This is a genomic window from Streptomyces sp. NPDC056734 (assembly GCF_042790455.1).
Classification (GTDB): domain Bacteria; phylum Actinomycetota; class Actinomycetes; order Streptomycetales; family Streptomycetaceae; genus Streptomyces.
This window is the reverse complement of the sequence record NZ_JBHTZD010000037.1, coordinates 6458-26315: the sequence shown is the minus strand read 5'-3', so window position 1 is coordinate 26315 and position 19858 is coordinate 6458. Positions and strand designations below refer to the sequence as shown.

Sequence of the window (19858 nt, the reverse complement as noted above, 5' to 3'; positions counted from 1 at the left end):
CGCACCGAGGAGCCGACACGGCACGGAGGAGATCCCCCCGTCCGGCCGGTCGGCCCCTGTCACCGCACCCTCGACCCGCTCACGCCTTCCGCGCTCGTGTCGTCTTCTTCGCGGGCGCCGTCTTCTTGGTGGCGCCCGCCGCCTTCTGCGACGCAGTGCTGTTGACGGTCCCGGCCGCCTTGGCCGTGGCGGTCTTCTTCGCCGGGGCCTTGGCCGCGACGGTCTTCTTGGCCGCCGCCCGGCGCGGGGGCTTCACCGGGGAGGCGTCGCTGATCCGGTCCGCGCCGAGAACCTCCCGCAGGAACTTGCCGGTGTGGCTGGTCGAGACCCCGGCCACCAGCTCGGGCGTGCCTTCGGCGACCACGACACCGCCGCCGGCGCCGCCCTCGGGACCCATGTCGACGACCCAGTCGGCGGTCTTGATCACATCGAGGTTGTGCTCGATGACGATGACCGTGTTGCCCTTGTCGACCAGCCCGGAGAGCACCTTCAGCAGCTTGCTGATGTCCTCGAAGTGCAGACCGGTGGTCGGTTCGTCCAGGACATAGACCGTGCGGCCGGTGGAGCGCTTCTGCAACTCGCTGGCGAGCTTCACCCGCTGCGCCTCACCGCCGGACAGGGTGGTCGCCGACTGGCCGAGGCGGACATAGCCGAGCCCGACCTCGTGCAGCGTCCTGAGGTGGCGGGAGATCGCGGGGACGGCCTCGAAGAAGTCCAGGGCCTCCTCGATCGGCATGTTCAGGACCTCGGCGATGGACTTGCCCTTGTAGTGGACGTCCAGCGTCTCCCGGTTGTACCGGGCGCCGTGGCAGACCTCGCACGGGACGTAGACGTCCGGCAGGAAGTTCATCTCGATCTTGATGGTGCCGTCGCCCGCGCAGTTCTCGCAGCGACCGCCCTTGACGTTGAAGGAGAAACGGCCCGGCAGGTAGCCGCGCACCTTCGCCTCGGTGGTCTCCGCGAACAGCTTGCGGACATGGTCGAAGACGCCGGTGTACGTCGCCGGGTTCGAGCGCGGGGTGCGGCCGATGGGCGACTGGTCGACATGCACGACCTTGTCCACCAGGTCGTCGCCCTCCACGCGCGTGTGCCGCCCGGGGACGCTGCGCGCGCCGTTCAGCTCGCGGGCCAGGTGCGTGTAGAGGATGTCGTTGACCAGCGTCGACTTGCCGGAGCCGGACACGCCCGTGACCGCGGTGAAGACGCCCAGGGGGAAGGACACGTCGATGTCCTGGAGGTTGTTCTCCCGGGCGCCGCACACCGTGAGCTGCCGGGACGGGTCGTGCGGGCGGCGGATGTCGGGCAGCGGGATGGCCTTCTTGCCGGCCAGGTACTGCCCGGTCTGCGACTCCTCGTTGGCGAGCAGCCCCTTCAGCGAGCCGCTGTGCACGACCTTGCCGCCGTGCTCGCCGGCGCCGGGGCCGATGTCGACGATCCAGTCGGCGACCTTGATGGTGTCCTCGTCGTGCTCGACGACGATCAGCGTGTTGCCCATGTCACGCAGCCGGACCAGTGTCTCGATCAGCCGGTGGTTGTCGCGCTGGTGCAGGCCGATGGACGGCTCGTCCAGGACGTAGAGCACGCCGACCAGGCCGGAGCCGATCTGGGTGGCCAGGCGGATGCGCTGGGCCTCGCCGCCGGAGAGGGTGCCCGCCGCGCGGTTGAGGGACAGATAGTCGAGGCCGACGTCGACCAGGAACCGCAGCCGTTCGTTGACCTCCTTCAGCACCCGCTCGGCGATCTTCTTGTCCCGGGCGTTGAGCTTCAGCTCGCCCAGGAACTCCGCGCAGTCGCTGATCGACATCGCGGAGACCTCGGCGATGGACTTCCCCATGACCGTGACGGCGAGGACGATCGGCTTCAGGCGGGTGCCCTGGCAGGTGGGGCAGGGCACCTCGCGCATATAGCCCTCGAAGCGCTCCCGGCTGGCGTCGGACTCGGCCTCGCCGTGCCGCCGCTTGACGAAGGGCACGGCGCCCTCGAAGGGCGTGGTGTACACGCGCTCGCGGCCGTACCGGTTGCGGTAGCGGACCTCGATCTGGGTCTTGTGGCCGTACAGCAGGGCCTTCCTGGCGCGCTGGGGCAGCCCCGCGAAGGGGATGTCCGTACGGAATCCCAGCGCGTCCGCGAGGGCGCCGATCAGCCGGCCGAAGTAGTCCTTGGTGTGTCCGTGCGACCACGGGTGGATCGCGCCCTCGTCCAGGCTCTTGTCCTCGTCGGGGACGATCAGCTCGGGGTCGACCTCCATGCGCGTGCCGATGCCGGTGCAGTCCGGGCAGGCGCCGAAGGGGGAGTTGAAGGAGAAGGAGCGGGGCTCCAGCTCCTCGAAGGACAGGTCGTCGTACGGGCAGTACAGGTGCTCGGAGAACATCCGCTCGCGCTCGGGGTCGTCCTCGGGGAGATCCACGAAGTCGAGCACGATCATGCCGCCGGACAGCCCGAGGGCGGTCTCCACGGAGTCGGTGAGCCGGCGCTTGGCGGAGTCCTTCACCGTGAGGCGGTCGACGACCACCTCGATGGTGTGCTTCTCCTGCTTCTTCAGCGTGGGCGGCTCGGAGAGCTGGATGGTCTCGCCGTCCACCCGCGCGCGGGAGTACCCCTTGGTCTGGAGGTCGGCGAAGAGGTCGACGAACTCGCCCTTGCGCTCGCGCACCAGCGGCGACAGCACCTGGAACCGGCTGCCCTCGGGCAGCTCCAGCACCCTGTCCACGATGGCCTGCGGCGACTGGCGGGAGATCGGGCGGCCGCACTCGGGGCAGTGCGGCTTGCCGATGCGCGCGAAGAGCAGCCGCAGATAGTCGTAGACCTCGGTGATGGTGCCGACCGTCGAGCGCGGGTTGCGCGAGGTCGACTTCTGGTCGATGGAGACCGCCGGGGACAGACCCTCGATGAAGTCGACGTCCGGCTTGTCCATCTGGCCGAGGAACTGGCGGGCGTACGAGGAGAGCGACTCCACGTAGCGGCGCTGGCCCTCGGCGAAGATGGTGTCGAAGGCCAGGGAGGACTTGCCCGACCCGGACAGGCCCGTGAAGACGATGAGCGAGTCACGAGGCAGGTCGAGCGAGACGTTCTTCAGGTTGTGCTCGCGCGCGCCACGGACGATGAGACGGTCGGCCACGCCGGTCCGCACCTTTCTTGAGAGAAGTGACAGGGGCGAGGCCCCCGTGCTTTCTCAGCCTAGGGGGAGCCACTGACAACGCCGGTCGGATTCCCGAGTCGCATAACAATCCCCGACCCTCCAGCATGCCCGACGCCACCGACGACCATATAGCACGTGCATTCGATTTATGGCCTCGGGCAGCCACCTTCACCCGAAGGAGTGGCGGGGTTAGGGTCGGCCCCATGACTGATCACGTGCGTGACCTGGCCTCTGTACGGGACGCGACGGAGGGGCTGCTCACCGCCATCGCCAAGCTGGACAACGCCGCCGTCGGCGAAGCGTCACGGCTGCCCGGCTGGACCCGCGGCCACGTCCTCGCCCACCTCGCCCGCAACGCGGACGCCCTTGTGAATGTCTGGGAGGGGCGCCCCATGTACGTCTCGGGCGAGGCCCGGGACACCGACATCGCGCGGGACGCGCCCCGCCCGCTCGACGTCCAGCTCGCCGATGTGCGCGACACCGCGGCCCGTTTCCAGGATGTCGCGGCGGCCCCCGCGGACTGGTCCCGCACGGTCGAGCTGCGCAACGGGGTCACCGACTCCGCGTCCCGGGTGCCGTTCCGGCGCTGGGCCGAGATGGAGCTGCACCACGTGGACCTCGGCATCGGCTACGAGCTGGAGGACATGCCGGAGGAGTTCACCGAGCGCGAGATCGACTTCCTGGCCGACCGTTTCTCGGGCCATCCCGAGGTGCCCCCGGCCCGGCTGACCGACGGCACGCGCGCGTGGAGCACGGGCCGGGTCGCCGCCGAGCCCGAGATCACCGTCACCGGCACCCCGGCCGACCTGGTCGGCTGGCTCGCGGGCCGCCGCGAGGGCGCCGCCCTGACGGTGACGGGCGGCCCCCTGCCGGCCCTGCCGCCGCTCTAGGGCCCGTGCCCGACGCCCCCTCCAATGCGGGCGCCCACCGCCCTAGACTGGCCGCCATGACGTACAGCGGACAGGTGACGGTCGGTGGCCCGGCGGACGTGCACGAGCTGAAGGACCTGATGATCACGAAGATCGCGGTCGGCCCGATGGACAACAACGCCTATCTGCTGCGCTGCCGGGCCACGGACGAGCAGCTGCTGATCGACGCGGCGAACGACGCCGGCACCCTGCTCGGCACGATCGGTGACGACGGCATCGCGTCCGTCGTCACCACCCACCAGCACGGCGACCACTGGCAGGGGCTCGCCGAGATCGTGGCCGCCACGGGCGCCCGGACCTACGCGGGCCGCGACGACGCCGAGGGCATCCCGGTGCCCACGGACGTCCTGGTCGACGACGGCGACCCGATCACCGTCGGCCGTGTGACCCTGACCGCGCGCCATCTGGTCGGCCACACCCCCGGCTCGATCGCCCTCGTCTACGACGACCCGCACGGGCATCCCCATGTGTTCACCGGCGACTGCCTGTTCCCGGGCGGCGTGGGCAACACCCGCAAGAATCCCGAGGCGTTCGCCAGTCTGCTCCACGACGTGGAGACGAAGATCTTCGACGTGCTCCCGGACGAGACCTGGGTCTATCCCGGCCACGGCAACGACACCACGCTCGGCGCCGAACGCCCCCACCTGCCGGAGTGGCACGCGCGCGGGTGGTGATTCTCCCCCAGGGGCGGGGGAATCCCCGCCCCAGGCGCCCTCGTACGACCGCCGCGCGGCCGTACCCACCGGGCACACGGCACCTCGCCACGCGCAGCCGAACACCGACCACGCGCGCGTACGTACATCCCGCCGCGCGCGTCCCTACGCCCGCCACGTACGCGCACACCCCGCCACCCACGGCATACGCCTCGCCAGGCCGCGCACGGCTCCCCAGGCGCACCGGGCGCCCTCGTCACCCGTGCGCAGGGCCGGCCCGGGCGCGCACGCGCCTTCACGCGCCCCGTGTGAATTCCGTGCACGCACCGAAGTCGAACGTACGCTCCCGGTGCACATCGTCACGGGGTCAACTGGAAGCAGCCCCGCGCGGGATGACGGCTCCGGCGCGGTACGGGCCGCCGGTCCATCGAATCCCCGCCCTCGACCGGCGGCCCCGGCATGCCGCGACACGCCGGGGAACCACCGAAACACCCGGCGACACGCCGAGGCACAGGGCGGAGCGCCACTCCTATGCGGCCCCTGCCAGCGCCGCGACCCGCTCCACACCGAACACATACCCCTGCACCCCGCACCCCGCGATGACCCCGTCCGCCCGCTGCGAGACGTAGGAGTGGTGCCGGAACGCCTCCCGCTGATGGATGTTGGAGATGTGCACCTCGACCACCGGCAGGCCGTCGCAGGCGTTGAGCGCGTCCAGGATCGCGACGGAGGTGTGCGAGTAGGCGGCGGGGTTGATCACGATCCCGCAGTGGTTCAACCGCGCCTCCTGGATCCAGTCGACGAGTCGGCCCTCGTGATTGGACTGGCGGAAGTCCACCGTGCCGCCGAGGGCCGCCGCGGCCTTGACGCACCGGGCCTCGACATCGGCCAGCGTGTCCGCGCCGTAGATCTCCGGCTGGCGCTGACCGAGCAGGTTCAGATTGGGACCGTTGAGGATCATGATCGGGGCGTTGGCCAGGCTGCGGGGCACGGTTCCTCCGGTCCGTTCGCGGGATGTCGCGGGGATGCGGTCACTGGGACCGCCGTCCGGACCGGTTTATCACGGTGCGCCGGCCGGACGGCCCTCGTACCCTCACGGGATGATCACACCCGCCGCTTCCCTGATCGCTCCCGCCAAGCCGGTTCCGGGTGACCGCGTCGCCGTCATCTCCCCGTCCGCCGGTCTGCCCGCCCTCTTTCCGCTCCCCTTCGAGCTGGGCCTGAAGCGCCTGCGTGAGGATTTCGGCCTCGAACCGGTCGAGTACCCGGCGACCCGGCGCATGGGCTCGACCCCCGGGGAGCGCGCCGCGGACATTCACGCCGCCTTCGCGGACCCGGACATCAAGGCGGTCATCACGTCGATCGGCGGGGACGACCAGATCACCGTACTGCCGCTGCTCGACCGGGAGTTGATCAGGGCGAACCCCAAGCCGTTCTTCGGTATGAGCGACAACACCAATCTGCTCGCCTTCCTGCACACGACCGGGATCGTCGGCTATCACGGCGGCACGCTGATGACCGTGCTGGGCCGCCCCGGCGCGCTGCACCCGCAGTCCGCCGAGTCCCTGCGGGCCGCCCTGTTCACCGCGGGCGAGTACGAGGTGCGCCCGGCCGGGCGATGGGGGGACGTCGACCGTGACTGGGCGGACGCGGCGACCTTCGCGTCCGAGCCGGAGACCCGGCCCGGCACCGGCTGGACGTGGGTGAACGCCGACCGGGTGGTGGAGGGCCGCAGCTGGGGCGGCTGCCTGGAGATCGTCGGCTGGCTGCTGATGGCGGACCGCGAGATCCCCCGCGATCTCTCCCGGTACGACGGCGGAGTGCTGTTCCTGGAGACCTCGGAGGAGATGCCGAGCGCCGAGGAGGTCTTCCGCATCCTGCGCAACATGGGCGAGCGCGGCCTGCTGCACCGTTTCTCCGCCCTCCTCATGGGCCGCCCCAGGACCTGGTCCTTCGAGCAGCCCCTCGGCCCCGAGGAGGGCGCGCGGTACGCCGCCCGGCAGCGCGAGGCGGTCCTGCGCGCGATGCGCCGGTACGCCCCCACCGCCACGATCGTCCTCGACGTCGATCTCGGCCACACCGACCCCCAGTTCGTCATCCCGTACGGCGGCACGGTCCGCGTCGACGGCCCCGCCCGGCGCGTCGTCGTCACGTACTGAGCGCGTCGTCGTCGGGGGAGGTGCCGAGCGCGTCACGGGACGTCCTCCGCGCTGTACGCACCTCCGCGCGCCCCCGTAACCCGTGATCACCGCGGGTAGTTGACGCGGCATGCACGATGTACACACCGTAAAGAAGCCCGGCATGCTGCGGATCGCGATGGCCTCGCTCGCCGGGACGGCCATCGAGTTCTACGACTTCTTCGTCTACGGGACCGCGGCGGCGCTGGTCCTCGGGCCGCTGTTCTTCCCCACGTTCTCGCCGCTCGCGGGAACGCTGGCCGCCTTCGCGACGTTCGCCGTGGGTTTTGTCGCCCGGCCACTGGGATCGGTGCTGTTCGGGCACATCGGCGACCGGCGCGGACGGCGGCCGGTCCTGGTGATCTCGCTGCTGCTGACCGGCGCCTCGACCGTCGCCGTCGGCTGCCTCCCCACGTACGGCAGCATCGGGGTGGCCGCGCCCCTGCTGCTGGTGGGGCTGCGGTTCGTGCAGGGGCTCGGGCTGGGCGGCGAGTGGGGCGGCGCCGTGCTGCTGACCGCCGAGCACGCGCCCGCGGGCCGCCGCGGGCTGTGGTCGAGCTTTCCGCAGATGGGACCGCCGCTGGGCTTTCTGCTGGCCAACGGGGTGATGCTCCTGCTGTCGGCGACGCTGTCGGACGCGCAGTTCGCGGCCTGGGGATGGCGGATCCCGTTCTGGGCGGCCGGGGTGCTGGCGCTCGCGGGGCTGTGGCTGCGCTCGTCGCTCACCGAGAGCCCGCAGTTCCTCGAACTCGACGAGCACGCGCGCATGCCGCTCGCCGAGGTGGTACGCGACCACTGGCGGCTCGTCCTGCTCACCGCCGGGGCGCTCGCCATCGGGTACGCGATCTTCTACGCGGTGACCACTTGGTCCCTCGCGTACGCGACAGAACGGCTGGGGGTGAGCCGTACCGTCATGCTGACCTGCATCATGGCCGCGGTCGTGGTCAAGGGCTCGCTGACGCCGGTGGCGGCCGTGCTCGGCGACCGCTATGGGCGTCGGCCACTGTGTCTGATCGGATGCGCGGCGGCGGCGCTGTGGATGTTCCCCATGGTCGCGCTGCTGGCGACCGGTGCCCCGCTGCTGATGTTCCTCGGGTTCCTGGGCGCGATGCTCGCGTTCATCACGATGTTCGCGGTGATCGCCGCGTATCTGCCGGAGTTGTACGAGCCGCGGGTGCGCTGCACGGGCGCCGCCGTGGGCTACAACCTCGGTGGTGTGGTCGGCGGCGCGCTCACCCCGATCGTGGCGACCGCGCTCGCCGAGCAGGGCGGCCGGGTGCCGTGGGGCGTGGGCGCGTATCTGACCGGCATCGCCCTCCTCAGCCTCGCGTGCTTCGCCCTGCTGCCGGACACCCGGCCGGCGCCGGTACCGGCCGCGCAGCCGGTCTCGGGGTGAGGGGAGGGCGCGGGGCCGAGGGCATATGAAGGGGGTGCCGGAAACACCGGCACCCCCTTCGCCGTACGGCCGCACTGGATCACGTACGACCACGCAGGATCACGTACGACCGCGTACGACCGCGCAGGATCACCTACGTCGCCACGGATTCATCTACGTCGCTACGGATTCATCGCCAGCACCAGATACGCCGCGAACAGCACCAGGTGTACGCCGCCCTGGAGGGGTGTGGCTCGGCCTGGCACCACGGTCAGCGAGCTGACCACGACTGTCAGGGCGAGCAGCACCATATGGGTCGAGCTGAGGCCGAGGACGAGCGGGCCGGAGAGCCAGATCGAGGCGAGGGCGACGGCGGGGATGGTCAGGCCGATGCTGGCCATGGCGGAGCCGAGGGCGAGGTTGAGACTGGTCTGCACCCGGTCGCGGCGGGCGGCGCGCAGCGCGGCGATGGTCTCGGGGAGCAGTACCAGCAGCGCGATGATCACACCGACGACGGCCTGCGGCAGCCCGGCGCCCTCCACGCCCGATTCGATGGTGGGCGACACGCCCTTGGCGAGGCCGACCACCCCGACCAGTGCCAGGCCCAGCAGACCGAGGCTGACGTACGCGGTGCGGGAGGAGGGCGCGTCGGCGTGGTCGTCGGCGGTGATCACTTCGCCGGCATGGGTGATCGGCAGGAAGTAGTCCCGATGTCGTACGGTCTGGGTCGCCACGAACAGTCCGTACAGGACCAGGGACGAAACCGCCGCGAAGGCCAGTTGGACCCCGGAGAACTCCGGTCCCGGCTTGCTGGTGGTGAACGTCGGCAGCACCAGGCTGAGGGTGGCCAGGGTGGCGACGGTCGCGAGGGCGGCGCCGGTGCCCTCGGGGTTGAAGACGGCCGTGCCGTGCCGCAGCGAGCCCACCAGCAGACACACACCCACTATGCCGTTGCAGGTGATCATCACGGCGGCGAAGACGGTGTCACGGGCCAGGGTGGAGCTCTTGTCGCCGCCGTCGATCATCAGTGTGACGATCAGGGCGACCTCGATGATGGTGACGGCCACGGCCAGGACGAGGGAGCCGAAGGGTTCGCCGACCCGGTGGGCGACCACCTCGGCGTGGTGGACGGCGGCCAGGACCGATCCGGCGAGTACGAGGGTGACCACCGCGACGACCCCGCCGGGCAGATCGCGTCCCCAGGTGAAGATCAGCAGGATGATCGCGAGCAGAGGCACCGCGAATGTCCACTGCCTCATCAGCGACCCGAGCCGAGCGATCATGCTGCGATCGTCCCAGAGGGCCTCGGGCTTCGCACTCCGGTGCGCGTCGCCCGCGTGCGGCGTTTCGCCGGTCGTGCGACGGGCTTTCTGGTCGGCCGCCCTGGTGTCCGGTCTGTCCTGCGGTCGCTGCTGCACATAGCCTCCCCTGCGTCTCGAACGGCGAGAGGAAGCGATCGGGCCGGTGGTGCGAGGGTTCGGCCGTCACCGGGCCCGGCGGGTGGCTGCCACCCCGGACCCCAACCGGCCTTGCGGGGCCGGCCCCTTCATCTCCTCCTGCGCTCGAACTGATGCGGATCTAGCGGATCTGGCGGTTCGGCGGATCTGGCGGACCCGCTCGACGAACCGATGCGGATCCATCGGTTCACGTGCCGGGGCGGCGGTCGGCCGGTCGCCGATCGCCGTCCCGGTGGTGGTGCGTTCTCTTGGTGTACGACGTCCTCGGCCGTCCTTGCGACGGCCGAGGCGTCCTCTGGCCACGCCGTGCTCAGGCGTCGATGCTGCTCTTCGGGGTGTCCGGGCCGCCGCCCTGCTCCGCCTCGGCCGCCGCCTTCTTCTTGGAGGCGATGAGGCTGGTGATCGTGGTGACGATCAGCACGGAGCAGATCACGCCGAGGGAGACCGGGATGCTGATCTCGGGGACATGGACCCCCGACTCGTGCAGTGCGTGCAGCACCAGCTTGACGCCGATGAAGCCCAGGATGATCGACAGGCCGTAGCTGAGGTGGACCAGCTTCTTCAGCAGTCCGCCGATGAGGAAGTACAGCTGCCGCAGACCCATGAGGGCGAAGGCGTTGGCCGTGAAGACGATGTACGGGTCCTGGGTCAGGCCGAAGATCGCCGGGATGGAGTCGAGGGCGAACAGCACGTCGGTGCTGCCGATGGCCAGCATGACGACCAGCATCGGCGTCATGACGCGCTTGCCGTTCTCCTCGATCCACAGCTTGGTGCCGTGGTATCGGTCGGCGACACCGAACCTGCGCTCGGCGGCCTTCAGGAGCTTGTTCTCCTCGAAGTCCTCGTCCTCCTCATCCGCGCGGGCCTCCTGGATGAGCTTCCAGGCGGTCCAGATGAGGAAGGCGCCGAAGATGTAGAACACCCACGAGAAGCTGGCGATGATCGCGGCACCGGCGAGGATGAACACCGTGCGCAGCACCAGGGCGATGAGCACACCGATCAGCAGAACCCGCTGCTGGTACTGGGACGGCACCGCGAACTTCGCCATGATCAGCACGAAGACGAACAGGTTGTCGACGCTCAGTGATTTCTCGGTGATGTAGCCGGCGAAGAACTCACCGCCGGGCTCGGCGCCGCCGAAGATGATCAGGCCGACGCCGAACAGTGCGGCGAGCACGATCCAGACGATCGTCCAGATTCCGGCTTCTTTGATGGACACGTCATGGGGCTTGCGCCCGATGAAGAAGTCCACGGCGATGAGGGCCGCGAGGCCCACGACGGTCAGGACCCAAAGGGTCACGGAAACTTCCACTGCGCCTCCGGCAGTACGTAACGGCAAACAGTCAGTCAGCGTCGTCGCTGCCGGAGGTCTCTTCCACCCGGTCCTTCCCTGCGCGTGTTGCGCACGGAAGCCGCGGGCCGACGCCCCGGGATCTGGCCTGATCCGTATTGACGGGTACGCCGCAGTTGGCAGGGAGTACTCCCCTCCGTGCCGATAACCATACCCCAATACCCAAAGGAAGTTAAAGGGTTAGGTAAAGAGAGGATAAAGTGGCCTGTTCAGGGTACTTTTACCACGCCTTGAACAAAGGGGAGGACGGGCCTCGGACGGCCGGTGGACGGTCAGCGGCGCCAGGCCCGGCGGGCCTCGGCGACCTGGGCGAGAACCTGCTGGAGTACCTGGCTGCCGGTCGGCACCAGCGGCGGCTCGTACGTCCACGCGTGCCCCACCCAGGGGTCGGCCAGATGGTCGTCGGACACCGGGGTCAGTCGCAGAAGCGAACGCCACAGCGGGTCCAGGAGCGGTCCGTAGCCCGCGGCGTCCTCGCGGTCGGCGACCATCATCAGATGGACGCCCACGGCCGGGCCCTCGTCCGCGAGATAGCGCAGCTGCGTCACCGCCCGGTCGTCGAAGCCGTGCGGGAAGTCATTGACCACCAGCAGCTGCTGGGCGGTGTCGAAGCCGGGCGGGAGCGCGTCGGACGCGCCACCGCGGATCGCCATCTGCACCAGGTCCACCCGCTGGGTGAGCCGGGCGAGGGTCTCGGTGACACCGGCCGCGCCGTGCGCCGGCGGGGCGGCGAGCACGCCGGTGCGCACCAGCGGGGCGAGCGCCTGGGCGCCGGAGCCGGCCGGGTCGATCACCTGCACGGTGAACTCGCCCGGCGGATGTGCCGCGAGCAGCCGGGCCGTGTGCGACACGGCCGTCTCCATCGCCAGCCGGCGCAGATCATGGGCGTCGGCGAACGAGCCGTCGAGCGATCCGGCCCGGCCGGCGTCCACCCAGATCCCGCGCTCCAGCGGCAGCCGGGCCAGCAGCGGGATGCGCAGCTGGGCGCTCTCGGGCAGATGGAGGTCCCCCAGCCGCATCGCCATGGGCATCTCCATCGGGACGCGGTAGGCGTGCCAGACGGGATTGTCCCAGCGGGCGTAGGCGGCGGGCAGGGCGGGCTCGACGACCTCGGACTCGGCGGCGAGCTGGGCGACGTCCCGGTCCAGCGACTGCCGGGCCTGGTCGACGAGCTGGTCGTGCTTGGCGCGGGCGGCCTCGCGCGCGGCGTCGCCCTGGCCTCCTATGCGGCTGCGCGGGTCCGACAGGACCTGGTCGAGTTCCTTCTCCATCCGGGACTCGGCGAAATCGACGGCGCTGCGGTACGAGGCGGTGGTGCGGGCCAGGTCCTCGAACATGCCCCACACCTGGTTGTAGAGCCGTTCCTCCATGGACCAGCCGGTGGCGTCGCCCGCGACGGGCCGGGCGGGGCCGCCGCCGGGCGGGGCGGGGGGCGCGGTGGGCGGGGGCGGTGGTGGAGCGGCGTCGCGCCGGCGCGGGTGGCTGTAGTCGATCGGGCCGCCGGTGGGCGCCGACGGCTGGGTGATGGCCGACGGGTCGCCCGCGGGCGTGGGAGTGGGAGTGGGCGCGGGGTAGCCGGGCCGGGTCGGTGAAGGGCCCGGGGAGGTGCCGTAGGGCGAGCCGGGCTGGTCCGGGCGGGGCGCGGGGGCCGCCGTCTGGCGGGTGCGGTCGGCGTCCTGGGTGCGGGGCGGCGGGGCGGCCACGGAGCGGGCGACGCCCGAGGCCACCGCGTCGTTGATCGTGGCCGCGAGCCGGCGGGCCTGCGGCAGGCCCTGGTCGGTGAGGAGTTCGGCGAGGCCGCCCGCGTAGCCCTGGCCGACCGCGCGCACCTTCCAGGCGCCCTGGCGCCGGTACAGCTCCAGGGCGACGACGGCGGACTCGGCGTCCAGGCCGGTGATGGTGTAGCTGGCGACCTCCGTGCCGTCGAGGCCGGTGACCGCGACGAAGGGGGCGGCGACCGCGCCGAAGGAGAGCGGGCCACCGACGCCGACCGGCAGGGCGAGCAGCACGCCGAGCCGGTGCGCGGTGTCCGGCAGGGCGTCCAGGTCCACCGCGAGCCGGTGGTCCGCCGCCGCCTGCCGGGAGACCTCCAGGCCGGGCAGAGTGGGTGCGCCCGGGTGGGCCACCCACTCCACTCCGCTGACCCTGCCGTCGGCGTCACCGATCGCGGCCACGGCCACGATGGGTTTTCCGGCCGAGACCCGGATCTCCAGACGGGCCTTGGAGAGCGGGTGGTTCTGCCCCCGCACCAGCTCGGCCGTCATCGCGTCAGTCCCCCTGTGTCGCTGCTCGGTGTGGTGTGCCGCCCGCCGGCGGCGCTGTGCCCGTGGTCCTACAGGTGCGGCAGGATCGCCGGCATCAGGTCCTGGAAGGTGCGGCCGTTGGCGGGCGTGCCGACGGCGGTCATCATCCAGTTCGCGCCCGTGCGGTGGACCTTGGCCATGATCTGGGCGGTGTAGGCGCCGCCGCCTGCCAGCGTGTAGCGGGCCAGTTCCTGGCCGTTGGTCTCGTCCACGATGCGGCAGAACGCGTTCTGCACCTCCTGGAACGTCTGCCCGGTGAAGGAGTTCACGGTGAAGACGATCTGGTCGATGTGGACCGGCACGCGCGACAGGTCGACGAGGATCGCCTCGTCGTCGCCGCCCTGGCCGACGCCGCCGACGAGGTTGTCGCCGGTGTGCCGCACCGAACCGTCGTCGCTCACCAGGTGGCGGAAGAAGACGACGTCGACCGGCTGCTTGTCCGCGAACAGCACCGCGGAGGCGTCCAGGTCGATCTCCCGGGTACGCGAGCCGAACAGGCCGCGCCGGGGGGCCGCCTGCCAGCCGAGACCCATGCGCACCGCGGTCAGGCTGCCGCCGTCGTTCTTCTGAAGGCTGATGGCCTGACCCTTGGTCATGTTGACGGTCACGCGCTGATTCCCCTCTTTGGAAGCTGTCCCCTGTTCCCGCGAAGCCGCGGTGGCACGAACCCTACGCAGGGGCACTGACAGTGACGTACCCCGGTGGGGACTTTGTGTCGGTCTTGCAACACAGGGCGTCCGGTGGCCGCTCGCGGCGTCCGCGCGCGGGCCGGTCCCGGGGTGTGGACCGGCACGCGAGGCGGGTCTCAGCTCAGGCCCGCCTCCTTCATCTGGCGCAACTCCTTCTTCATCTCCGACACCTCGTCGCGCAGCCGGGCGGCGATCTCGAACTGGAGGTCGGCGGCTGCCGCGCGCATGCGTGCGGTCAGTTCCTCGATCTGGTCGGCGAGGTCGGCGGCGGGCCGGTCGGTCGGCACCGTCTCCTTGGCCCGGCCCTTCGCGGTCCGGCCCGGCGCGGCGGCGGCCTTGGCGCCGGTGCCCGCCCGGCCGAGGGAGGGCACGGGGGCCTTGGTGCCCCGGCCGTCCTTGGCCGCTCTGCGGTAGCCGGAGCCGAGCAGTTGCTCGGTGTCGACGTCCTCGCGGGCGATCCGGGCGACGATGTCGTTGATCTTCTTGCGCAGCGGCTGGGGGTCGATGCCGTTGGCCTTGTTGAAGGCGACCTGCTTCTCCCGGCGGCGGTTGGTCTCCTCGATGGCCTTCTCCATCGCCGGGGTGATCTTGTCGGCGTACATATGGACCTGGCCGGAGACATTGCGTGCCGCGCGGCCGATGGTCTGGATCAGGGAGGTGCCGGAGCGCAGGAAGCCTTCCTTGTCGGCGTCGAGGATCGCCACCAGGGAGACCTCGGGCAGGTCGAGGCCCTCGCGCAGCAGGTTGATGCCGACCAGGACGTCGAACTCACCGGCGCGCAGCTCGCGCAGCAGCTCGACCCGGCGCAGGGTGTCGACGTCGCTGTGCAGATAGCGCACATGGATGCCCAGCTCCAGGAAGTAGGCCGTGAGGTCCTCGGCCATCTTCTTGGTGAGGGTGGTGACCAGGACGCGTTCGTCCTTGTCCACGCGTTTGCGGATCTCGTGCACCAGGTCGTCGATCTGGCCCTCGGTGGGCTTGACGACGACCTCGGGGTCGATGAGGCCGGTGGGGCGGATGATCTGCTCGACGAAGCCGTCGGAGCGGGACAGCTCGTACTTCCCGGGGGTGGCCGACAGGTAGACGGTCTGGTCGACGCGCTTTTGGAACTCCTCCCATTTCAGCGGGCGGTTGTCCAGCGCGGAGGGCAGCCGGAAGCCGTGGTCGACCAGGGTGCGTTTGCGGGAGGCGTCGCCCTCGTACATGGCGCCGATCTGCGGGACGGTGACATGCGACTCGTCGATGACCAGGAGGAAGTCCTCCGGGAAGTAGTCCAGCAGCGTGTTCGGCGGGGAGCCGGGCTCGCGGCCGTCGAAGTGCATCGAGTAGTTCTCCACACCGGAGCAGCTGCCGATCTGGCGGAGCATCTCGATGTCGTACGTGGTGCGCATGCGCAGTCGCTGGGCCTCCAGGAGCTTGCCCTGCTTCTCCAGCTCGGCGAGGCGCTCCACCAGCTCCTTCTCGATGTCGTTGACGGCCCGCTCCATGCGCTCGGGGCCGGCGACGTAGTGGGAGGCCGGGAAGACGTACAGCTGCTCGTCGTCGCTGATGATCTCGCCGGTGACGGGGTGGAGTGTGGACAGGGCCTCGATCTCGTCGCCGAACATCTCGATGCGGACGGCCAGCTCCTCGTAGACCGGGAAGATCTCGATGGTGTCGCCGCGGACCCGGAAGGTGCCGCGTGTGAAGGCCATGTCGTTGCGGGTGTACTGGATGTCGACGAAGCGGCGCAGCAGCTGGTCCCGGTCCATCTCCGCGCCGACCTTCAGCGGGACCATGCGGTCCACGTACTCCTGCGGGGTGCCCAGGCCGTAGATGCAGGAGACCGAGGCGACCACCACGACATCGCGGCGGGTGAGCAGCGAGTTGGTCGCGGAGTGGCGCAGCCGCTCGACCTCCTCGTTGATCGAGGAGTCCTTCTCGATGTAGGTGTCCGACTGCGGGACGTACGCCTCGGGCTGGTAGTAGTCGTAGTACGAGACGAAGTATTCGACCGCGTTGTTCGGCAGCAGCTCGCGGAACTCGTTGGCCAGCTGGGCGGCCAGTGTTTTGTTCGGCGCCATGACCAGGGTGGGGCGCTGGAGCTTCTCGATCATCCAGGCCGTGGTGGCGGACTTGCCGGTGCCGGTGGCGCCGAGCAGGACGACGTCCTTCTCGCCGGCTTCGATGCGCCGGGCGAGGTCGGCGATGGCCGTCGGCTGGTCGCCGTTGGGCTGGTAGGGGCTGATGACCTCGATGGGCGCCACCGAGCGTTCGATCTGGGAAACGGGCCGCATGGGTTCCACCGTACGACCCACCACTGACAACCGGGGGACTTCGCCGGGGTCAGTGGCTTTGACCTGGGGCTTTTCCGGGGGTGTGGGTGCGGCGGGTCAGACGCGCCGGCCGGCCGGGGCGGCGTCGGGTGCGGTTTCCCGGTCACGGCGGGGGCGCAGGGCGAGGCGGCGGGGCCGGCGGGACTGGCGGGGCAGCACGGGGGTGTGGGCGGGGACGCCGGGTCGGGGCTCGGGGCGGGGCGGGGCGGGCTTGCCCAGGGCCAGCAGCGGGTCGAAGACCACGACCGCGGCGGCCAGGCACAGGAAGGCCAGCGGGCCGATCAGCATGGGTGCCAGCAGCGCGGCGGCCGACTCCCCGCCGGCCGGGGCGGAGGTGCCGTGCAGCCGGACGCTGAGGGCGGCCATGCCCGTGTAGTGCATGCCGGTGACGGCGAGGCCCATGATCAGGCCGGCGGCCACGCTCCACAGGAAGCCCCGGACCTGCCCGGCGGCCCACAGGGCGGCGGTGGCGGCGGCCATCGCTATCAGGACGGAGGCGGCGACGGTCGCGGTGTCGTACTGGAACGTGCCGTCCAGGTGCATGCCGGCCATGCCCAGGTAGTGCATGGTGGCGATGCCCAGGCCGGTGACGGTGCCGCCGGTGAACAGGGCGGCGCCCTTGGCGCCCTTGTAGCCGACGATGAAGATCCCGACGCCGACCATGACGATGGCGACGGCGAGACTCGCGAAGGTGATCGGCTTGTCGTAGTGGATCGGCGCCTCCCGCACCGTGAAGCCCATCATCGCGATGAAGTGCATGGTCCAGATGCCGGAGCCGATCGCGGCGGAGCCGAGGGCGAGCCAGCCGGGGCGCCAGGAGCGGGAGACGAGCACGGCTCTGGAGGTGCAGCGCAGTCCGAGGGCACCGCCCAGGCAGGCCATGAGATAGGCCACCAGTGGTGTGACCAGGCCGTAGCTGAATCCGTCGACCGTGCCGTGCATGCGCGGCTGCCCTTCCGCCCTGTGCGTCCCGCGATTCTGTGACGTGCGCCCCCTCCCCGGACCGCTCCGCCGGTCAGGGTTGACGCAGAGAGTATGACTCCCCCCGGAACACTCGAACGACTCTCCTGCAAAGACTCACGTCCTCGCCCCATTTGTGTGGCTCACGTGTGAGGACCTTGCGCAGATGCGTCCATCACCTGATTCCCTGGCGGTCGCTCGTTCCCTGGCCGGCGCTCGTTCCCTTGCGGTCGCCCGTTCCCTTGCGGTCGCTCGTTCCCTGGCCGTCGCCGGAAAGCCGAAGCCGGAAGTGGTGCGGGAGGCGACCGGTGGGCCGGCGTTGTCAGTGGCGGGTCGTACCGTGGGCTCATGAACAGCGATGGGCAGTACGAGCAGCGGGTCGTGTGGGCGGTGGTCGGCAGCGACATCGGCCCGCTGATGCTGGCCGCCACCCCGGAGGGCCTGGTCAACGTCGTTTTCCACGCCACCGACCCGGTGCGCGACCGGGCGCTGGAGCGGCTCGCGGCCCGGCTGGGCACCGAGCCCGTCGAGGCGCCCGGCTCCCCGCTGCTGGCCGAGCCGATACGCCAGCTCACGGCGTATTTCGCGGGCGGGCGCAAGGACTTCGAGCTGCCCCTGGACTGGTCGCTGATCTCCGGATTCAACCGGCAGGTGCTGCGCGAGCTGGCCGCCGGGGTGGCGTACGGATCGGTCGTCGGCTACGGCGATCTGGCCGGCCGGGTCGGCCAGCCCGGCGCCGCCCAGGCGGTCGGTGTGGCGATGGGCGCCAATCCGCTGCCCGTGGTGGTGCCCTGCCACCGGGTCGTCGAGAGCGACGGCGGGATCGGCGGGTTCGGGGGCGGCCTGGAGACCAAGCGGAAGCTGCTCGCCCTGGAGGGGGTGCTTCCCGAGCCGCTGTTCTGAGGCTGTTCTGAGGCCGTTGTTCTGCGGCCGCTGTACGGAGCCCGCTCCGGTCGCTGTCACGACCGCGGGGGCGCTCTCCCGGGCCGCACAGGGACTGTGGTCTCGGGCCGCGCAGGGGCACTCTCGTGGGCCGTGAGCCACCCCCGTGCGGCACCGGCCCCGACCGCGCGCGGGAGCCCGTTGGGTGGCAGGGCCACGCCCCCGGTAGCAGACTCGTTGGTGCGCACAGCCGCTGACATCCGACTGGCTTCCGGGAAGGCACGGGGCCGAAGGGACGGCGATCACGCATGAGCGGAAACAGGGCAGTGGCGTATCTCAAGCCGGGCACGGTGGAGGTAAGGACCATCGACTATCCCGGACTGGAACTACAGGACGGGCCGGGGGTCGCCCCAGCGAATGTCGGCCGGAAGTGCCGGCACGGGGTGATCCTCAAAGTGCTCGCCAGCAATATCTGCGGAAGCGATCAGCACATGGTGCGCGGGCGGACGACCGCGCCCGAGGGGCTGGTCCTGGGGCACGAGATCACCGGGGAGGTGGTCGAGCGAGGTCCGGACGTCGAGTTCATCGACGTCGGGGACGTCGTGTCGGTGCCGTTCAACATCGCCTGCGGGCGGTGCCGCAACTGCAAGGAGGGCAACACCGGTATCTGTCTGAACGTCAACCCGGCCCGGCCCGGCGCCGCCTACGGCTATGTCGACATGGGCGGCTGGGTCGGCGGACAGGCCGAGTATGTGATGGTGCCGTACGCCGACTTCAATGTGCTGCGGTTCCCGGACCCGGACGAGGCACGCGAGAAGCTTCTCGATCTCACGATGCTCTCGGACATCTTCCCGACCGGCTTCCACGGCGCGGTCACCGCGGGCGCGGGCGTCGGCTCGACGGTCTACGTCGCCGGGGCGGGGCCGGTGGGGCTGGCGGCGGCGGCCTCGGCGCAGTTGCTCGGCGCGGCGGTCGTCATCGTCGGGGACCTCAACGCGGAGCGGCTCGCCCAGGCGCGCAGCTTCGGCTGCGAGACCGTCGACGTGTCCCAGGGCGACATCGGTGAGCAGATCGCGCAGATCACCGGGGAGCCGGAGGTGGACGCCTCCGTCGACGCGGTGGGCTTCGAGGCCCGCGCCAACGCGCCGGACGCCCAGGAGGCGCCCGCGACGGTCCTCAACTCGCTGATGGGCCTCACCCGCGCGGGAGGCGCCCTGGGCATTCCGGGCCTGTATGTGACCGACGACCCCGGCGGGGTCGACGCGGACGCCAAGTCCGGGACGCTGAAGGTGCGGCTGGGCCTCGGCTGGGCCAAGAGCCACCGCTTCAGCACCGGTCAGTGCCCGGTGATGCGCTACCACCGGGGCCTGGCGCAGGCCATCCTGCACGGGCGCGTGCACATCGCGAAGGCGGTCAACGCCACGGTGATCGGCCTGGAGGACGCACCGCGCGGCTACGCCGAGTTCGACCAGGGCGCGAGCCGCAAGTACGTGCTCGATCCGCACGGGGCGCTGGCGGGCGTACAGCCGGTGTGAGCGGTGTGGCCGACCGCACCGGGGCGCGGTGCGGGCCCGGAGGCCACTGAAAACGGCGGTACCCGGGTCCCCGGAGGGGGGGCCGGCCCGGTG

The 19858-nt window shown here is 70.8% G+C and carries 14 protein-coding genes; 6 read left to right on the top strand and 8 right to left on the bottom strand.

Going from position 1 to position 19858, the window contains the following annotated elements:
• Window positions 1–79: 79 nt before the first annotated feature.
• Window positions 80–3118, bottom strand: a complete 3039-nt coding sequence (uvrA, locus tag ACFRFC_RS35715; RefSeq protein WP_382688474.1) for an excinuclease ABC subunit UvrA — start codon at window positions 3116–3118, stop codon at window positions 80–82.
• A gap of 224 nt (window positions 3119–3342) precedes the next feature.
• Here uvrA and ACFRFC_RS35710 point away from each other — a divergent pair, with 224 nt between their 5' ends.
• Window positions 3343–4029 (top strand): maleylpyruvate isomerase family mycothiol-dependent enzyme, encoded by a 687-nt coding sequence (locus tag ACFRFC_RS35710; protein ID WP_382688477.1) that lies wholly within the window; start codon window positions 3343–3345, stop codon window positions 4027–4029.
• 56 nt (window positions 4030–4085) lie between these two features.
• Window positions 4086–4742, top strand: coding sequence for an MBL fold metallo-hydrolase (locus ACFRFC_RS35705; RefSeq protein WP_382688480.1), 657 nt, complete (start codon window positions 4086–4088; stop codon window positions 4740–4742).
• A gap of 508 nt (window positions 4743–5250) precedes the next feature.
• Here the strand turns inward: ACFRFC_RS35705 and aroQ are convergent.
• Entirely contained in the window at window positions 5251–5712 is a 462-nt protein-coding gene (gene aroQ, locus ACFRFC_RS35700; RefSeq protein ID WP_382688483.1) for a type II 3-dehydroquinate dehydratase, read from the bottom strand.
• Between the two features lie 109 nt (window positions 5713–5821).
• On the opposite strand from aroQ, the gene ACFRFC_RS35695 reads away from it, so the two are divergent.
• Entirely contained in the window at window positions 5822–6880 is a 1059-nt protein-coding gene (locus tag ACFRFC_RS35695) for a S66 peptidase family protein (RefSeq protein ID WP_382688486.1), read from the top strand.
• Window positions 6881–7022: 142 nt separating this feature from the next.
• The gene (locus ACFRFC_RS35690) at window positions 7023–8294 is read left to right on the top strand and encodes an MFS transporter (protein ID WP_382688794.1); all 1272 of its coding nucleotides are present in this window, start codon (window positions 7023–7025) and stop codon (window positions 8292–8294) included.
• A gap of 161 nt (window positions 8295–8455) precedes the next feature.
• On the opposite strand, the gene ACFRFC_RS35685 is transcribed toward ACFRFC_RS35690, so the two are convergent.
• The 6 genes from ACFRFC_RS35685 to ACFRFC_RS35660 form a co-directional block, all read right to left on the bottom strand.
• Window positions 8456–9556, bottom strand: coding sequence for a calcium:proton antiporter (locus ACFRFC_RS35685; protein WP_382688489.1), 1101 nt, complete (start codon window positions 9554–9556; stop codon window positions 8456–8458).
• 484 nt (window positions 9557–10040) lie between these two features.
• Complete coding sequence (locus ACFRFC_RS35680; protein WP_382688492.1) at window positions 10041–11042, bottom strand: TerC family protein; 1002 nt, start codon at window positions 11040–11042, stop codon at window positions 10041–10043.
• 311 nt (window positions 11043–11353) lie between these two features.
• Entirely contained in the window at window positions 11354–13345 is a 1992-nt protein-coding gene (locus ACFRFC_RS35675; RefSeq protein WP_382688495.1) for a TerD family protein, read from the bottom strand.
• A 68-nt stretch (window positions 13346–13413) separates the two neighbouring features.
• Window positions 13414–13992: a TerD family protein gene (locus ACFRFC_RS35670; protein ID WP_382688498.1), complete on the bottom strand. Its 579-nt coding sequence runs from the start codon at window positions 13990–13992 to the stop codon at window positions 13414–13416.
• Between the two features lie 197 nt (window positions 13993–14189).
• Entirely contained in the window at window positions 14190–16349 is a 2160-nt protein-coding gene (gene uvrB, locus ACFRFC_RS35665) for an excinuclease ABC subunit UvrB (RefSeq protein ID WP_382688501.1), read from the bottom strand.
• Window positions 16350–16445: 96 nt separating this feature from the next.
• Window positions 16446–17330: an MHYT domain-containing protein gene (locus ACFRFC_RS35660; protein WP_382688504.1), complete on the bottom strand. Its 885-nt coding sequence runs from the start codon at window positions 17328–17330 to the stop codon at window positions 16446–16448.
• A gap of 366 nt (window positions 17331–17696) precedes the next feature.
• On the opposite strand from ACFRFC_RS35660, the gene ACFRFC_RS35655 reads away from it, so the two are divergent.
• Window positions 17697–18251 (top strand): methylated-DNA--[protein]-cysteine S-methyltransferase, encoded by a 555-nt coding sequence (locus tag ACFRFC_RS35655; RefSeq protein ID WP_382688507.1) that lies wholly within the window; start codon window positions 17697–17699, stop codon window positions 18249–18251.
• A gap of 287 nt (window positions 18252–18538) precedes the next feature.
• The gene (gene fdhA / locus ACFRFC_RS35650) at window positions 18539–19765 is read left to right on the top strand and encodes a formaldehyde dehydrogenase, glutathione-independent (protein ID WP_382688510.1); all 1227 of its coding nucleotides are present in this window, start codon (window positions 18539–18541) and stop codon (window positions 19763–19765) included.
• The last annotated feature ends 93 nt before the right edge of the window (window positions 19766–19858 follow it).

Coding starts and splice junctions, on each gene's coding strand:
- ACFRFC_RS35675 (WP_382688495.1), bottom strand. CDS start 13,345: ATGACGGCCGAGCTGGTGCGGGGGCAGAACCACCCGCTCTCCAAGGCC.
- ACFRFC_RS35655 (WP_382688507.1), top strand. CDS start 17,697: ATGAACAGCGATGGGCAGTACGAGCAGCGGGTCGTGTGGGCGGTGGTC.
- ACFRFC_RS35685 (WP_382688489.1), bottom strand. CDS start 9,556: ATGATCGCTCGGCTCGGGTCGCTGATGAGGCAGTGGACATTCGCGGTG.
- uvrB (WP_382688501.1), bottom strand. CDS start 16,349: ATGCGGCCCGTTTCCCAGATCGAACGCTCGGTGGCGCCCATCGAGGTC.
- ACFRFC_RS35705 (WP_382688480.1), top strand. CDS start 4,086: ATGACGTACAGCGGACAGGTGACGGTCGGTGGCCCGGCGGACGTGCAC.
- fdhA (WP_382688510.1), top strand. CDS start 18,539: ATGAGCGGAAACAGGGCAGTGGCGTATCTCAAGCCGGGCACGGTGGAG.
- ACFRFC_RS35710 (WP_382688477.1), top strand. CDS start 3,343: ATGACTGATCACGTGCGTGACCTGGCCTCTGTACGGGACGCGACGGAG.
- ACFRFC_RS35690 (WP_382688794.1), top strand. CDS start 7,023: ATGCTGCGGATCGCGATGGCCTCGCTCGCCGGGACGGCCATCGAGTTC.
- ACFRFC_RS35660 (WP_382688504.1), bottom strand. CDS start 17,330: ATGCACGGCACGGTCGACGGATTCAGCTACGGCCTGGTCACACCACTG.
- ACFRFC_RS35695 (WP_382688486.1), top strand. CDS start 5,822: ATGATCACACCCGCCGCTTCCCTGATCGCTCCCGCCAAGCCGGTTCCG.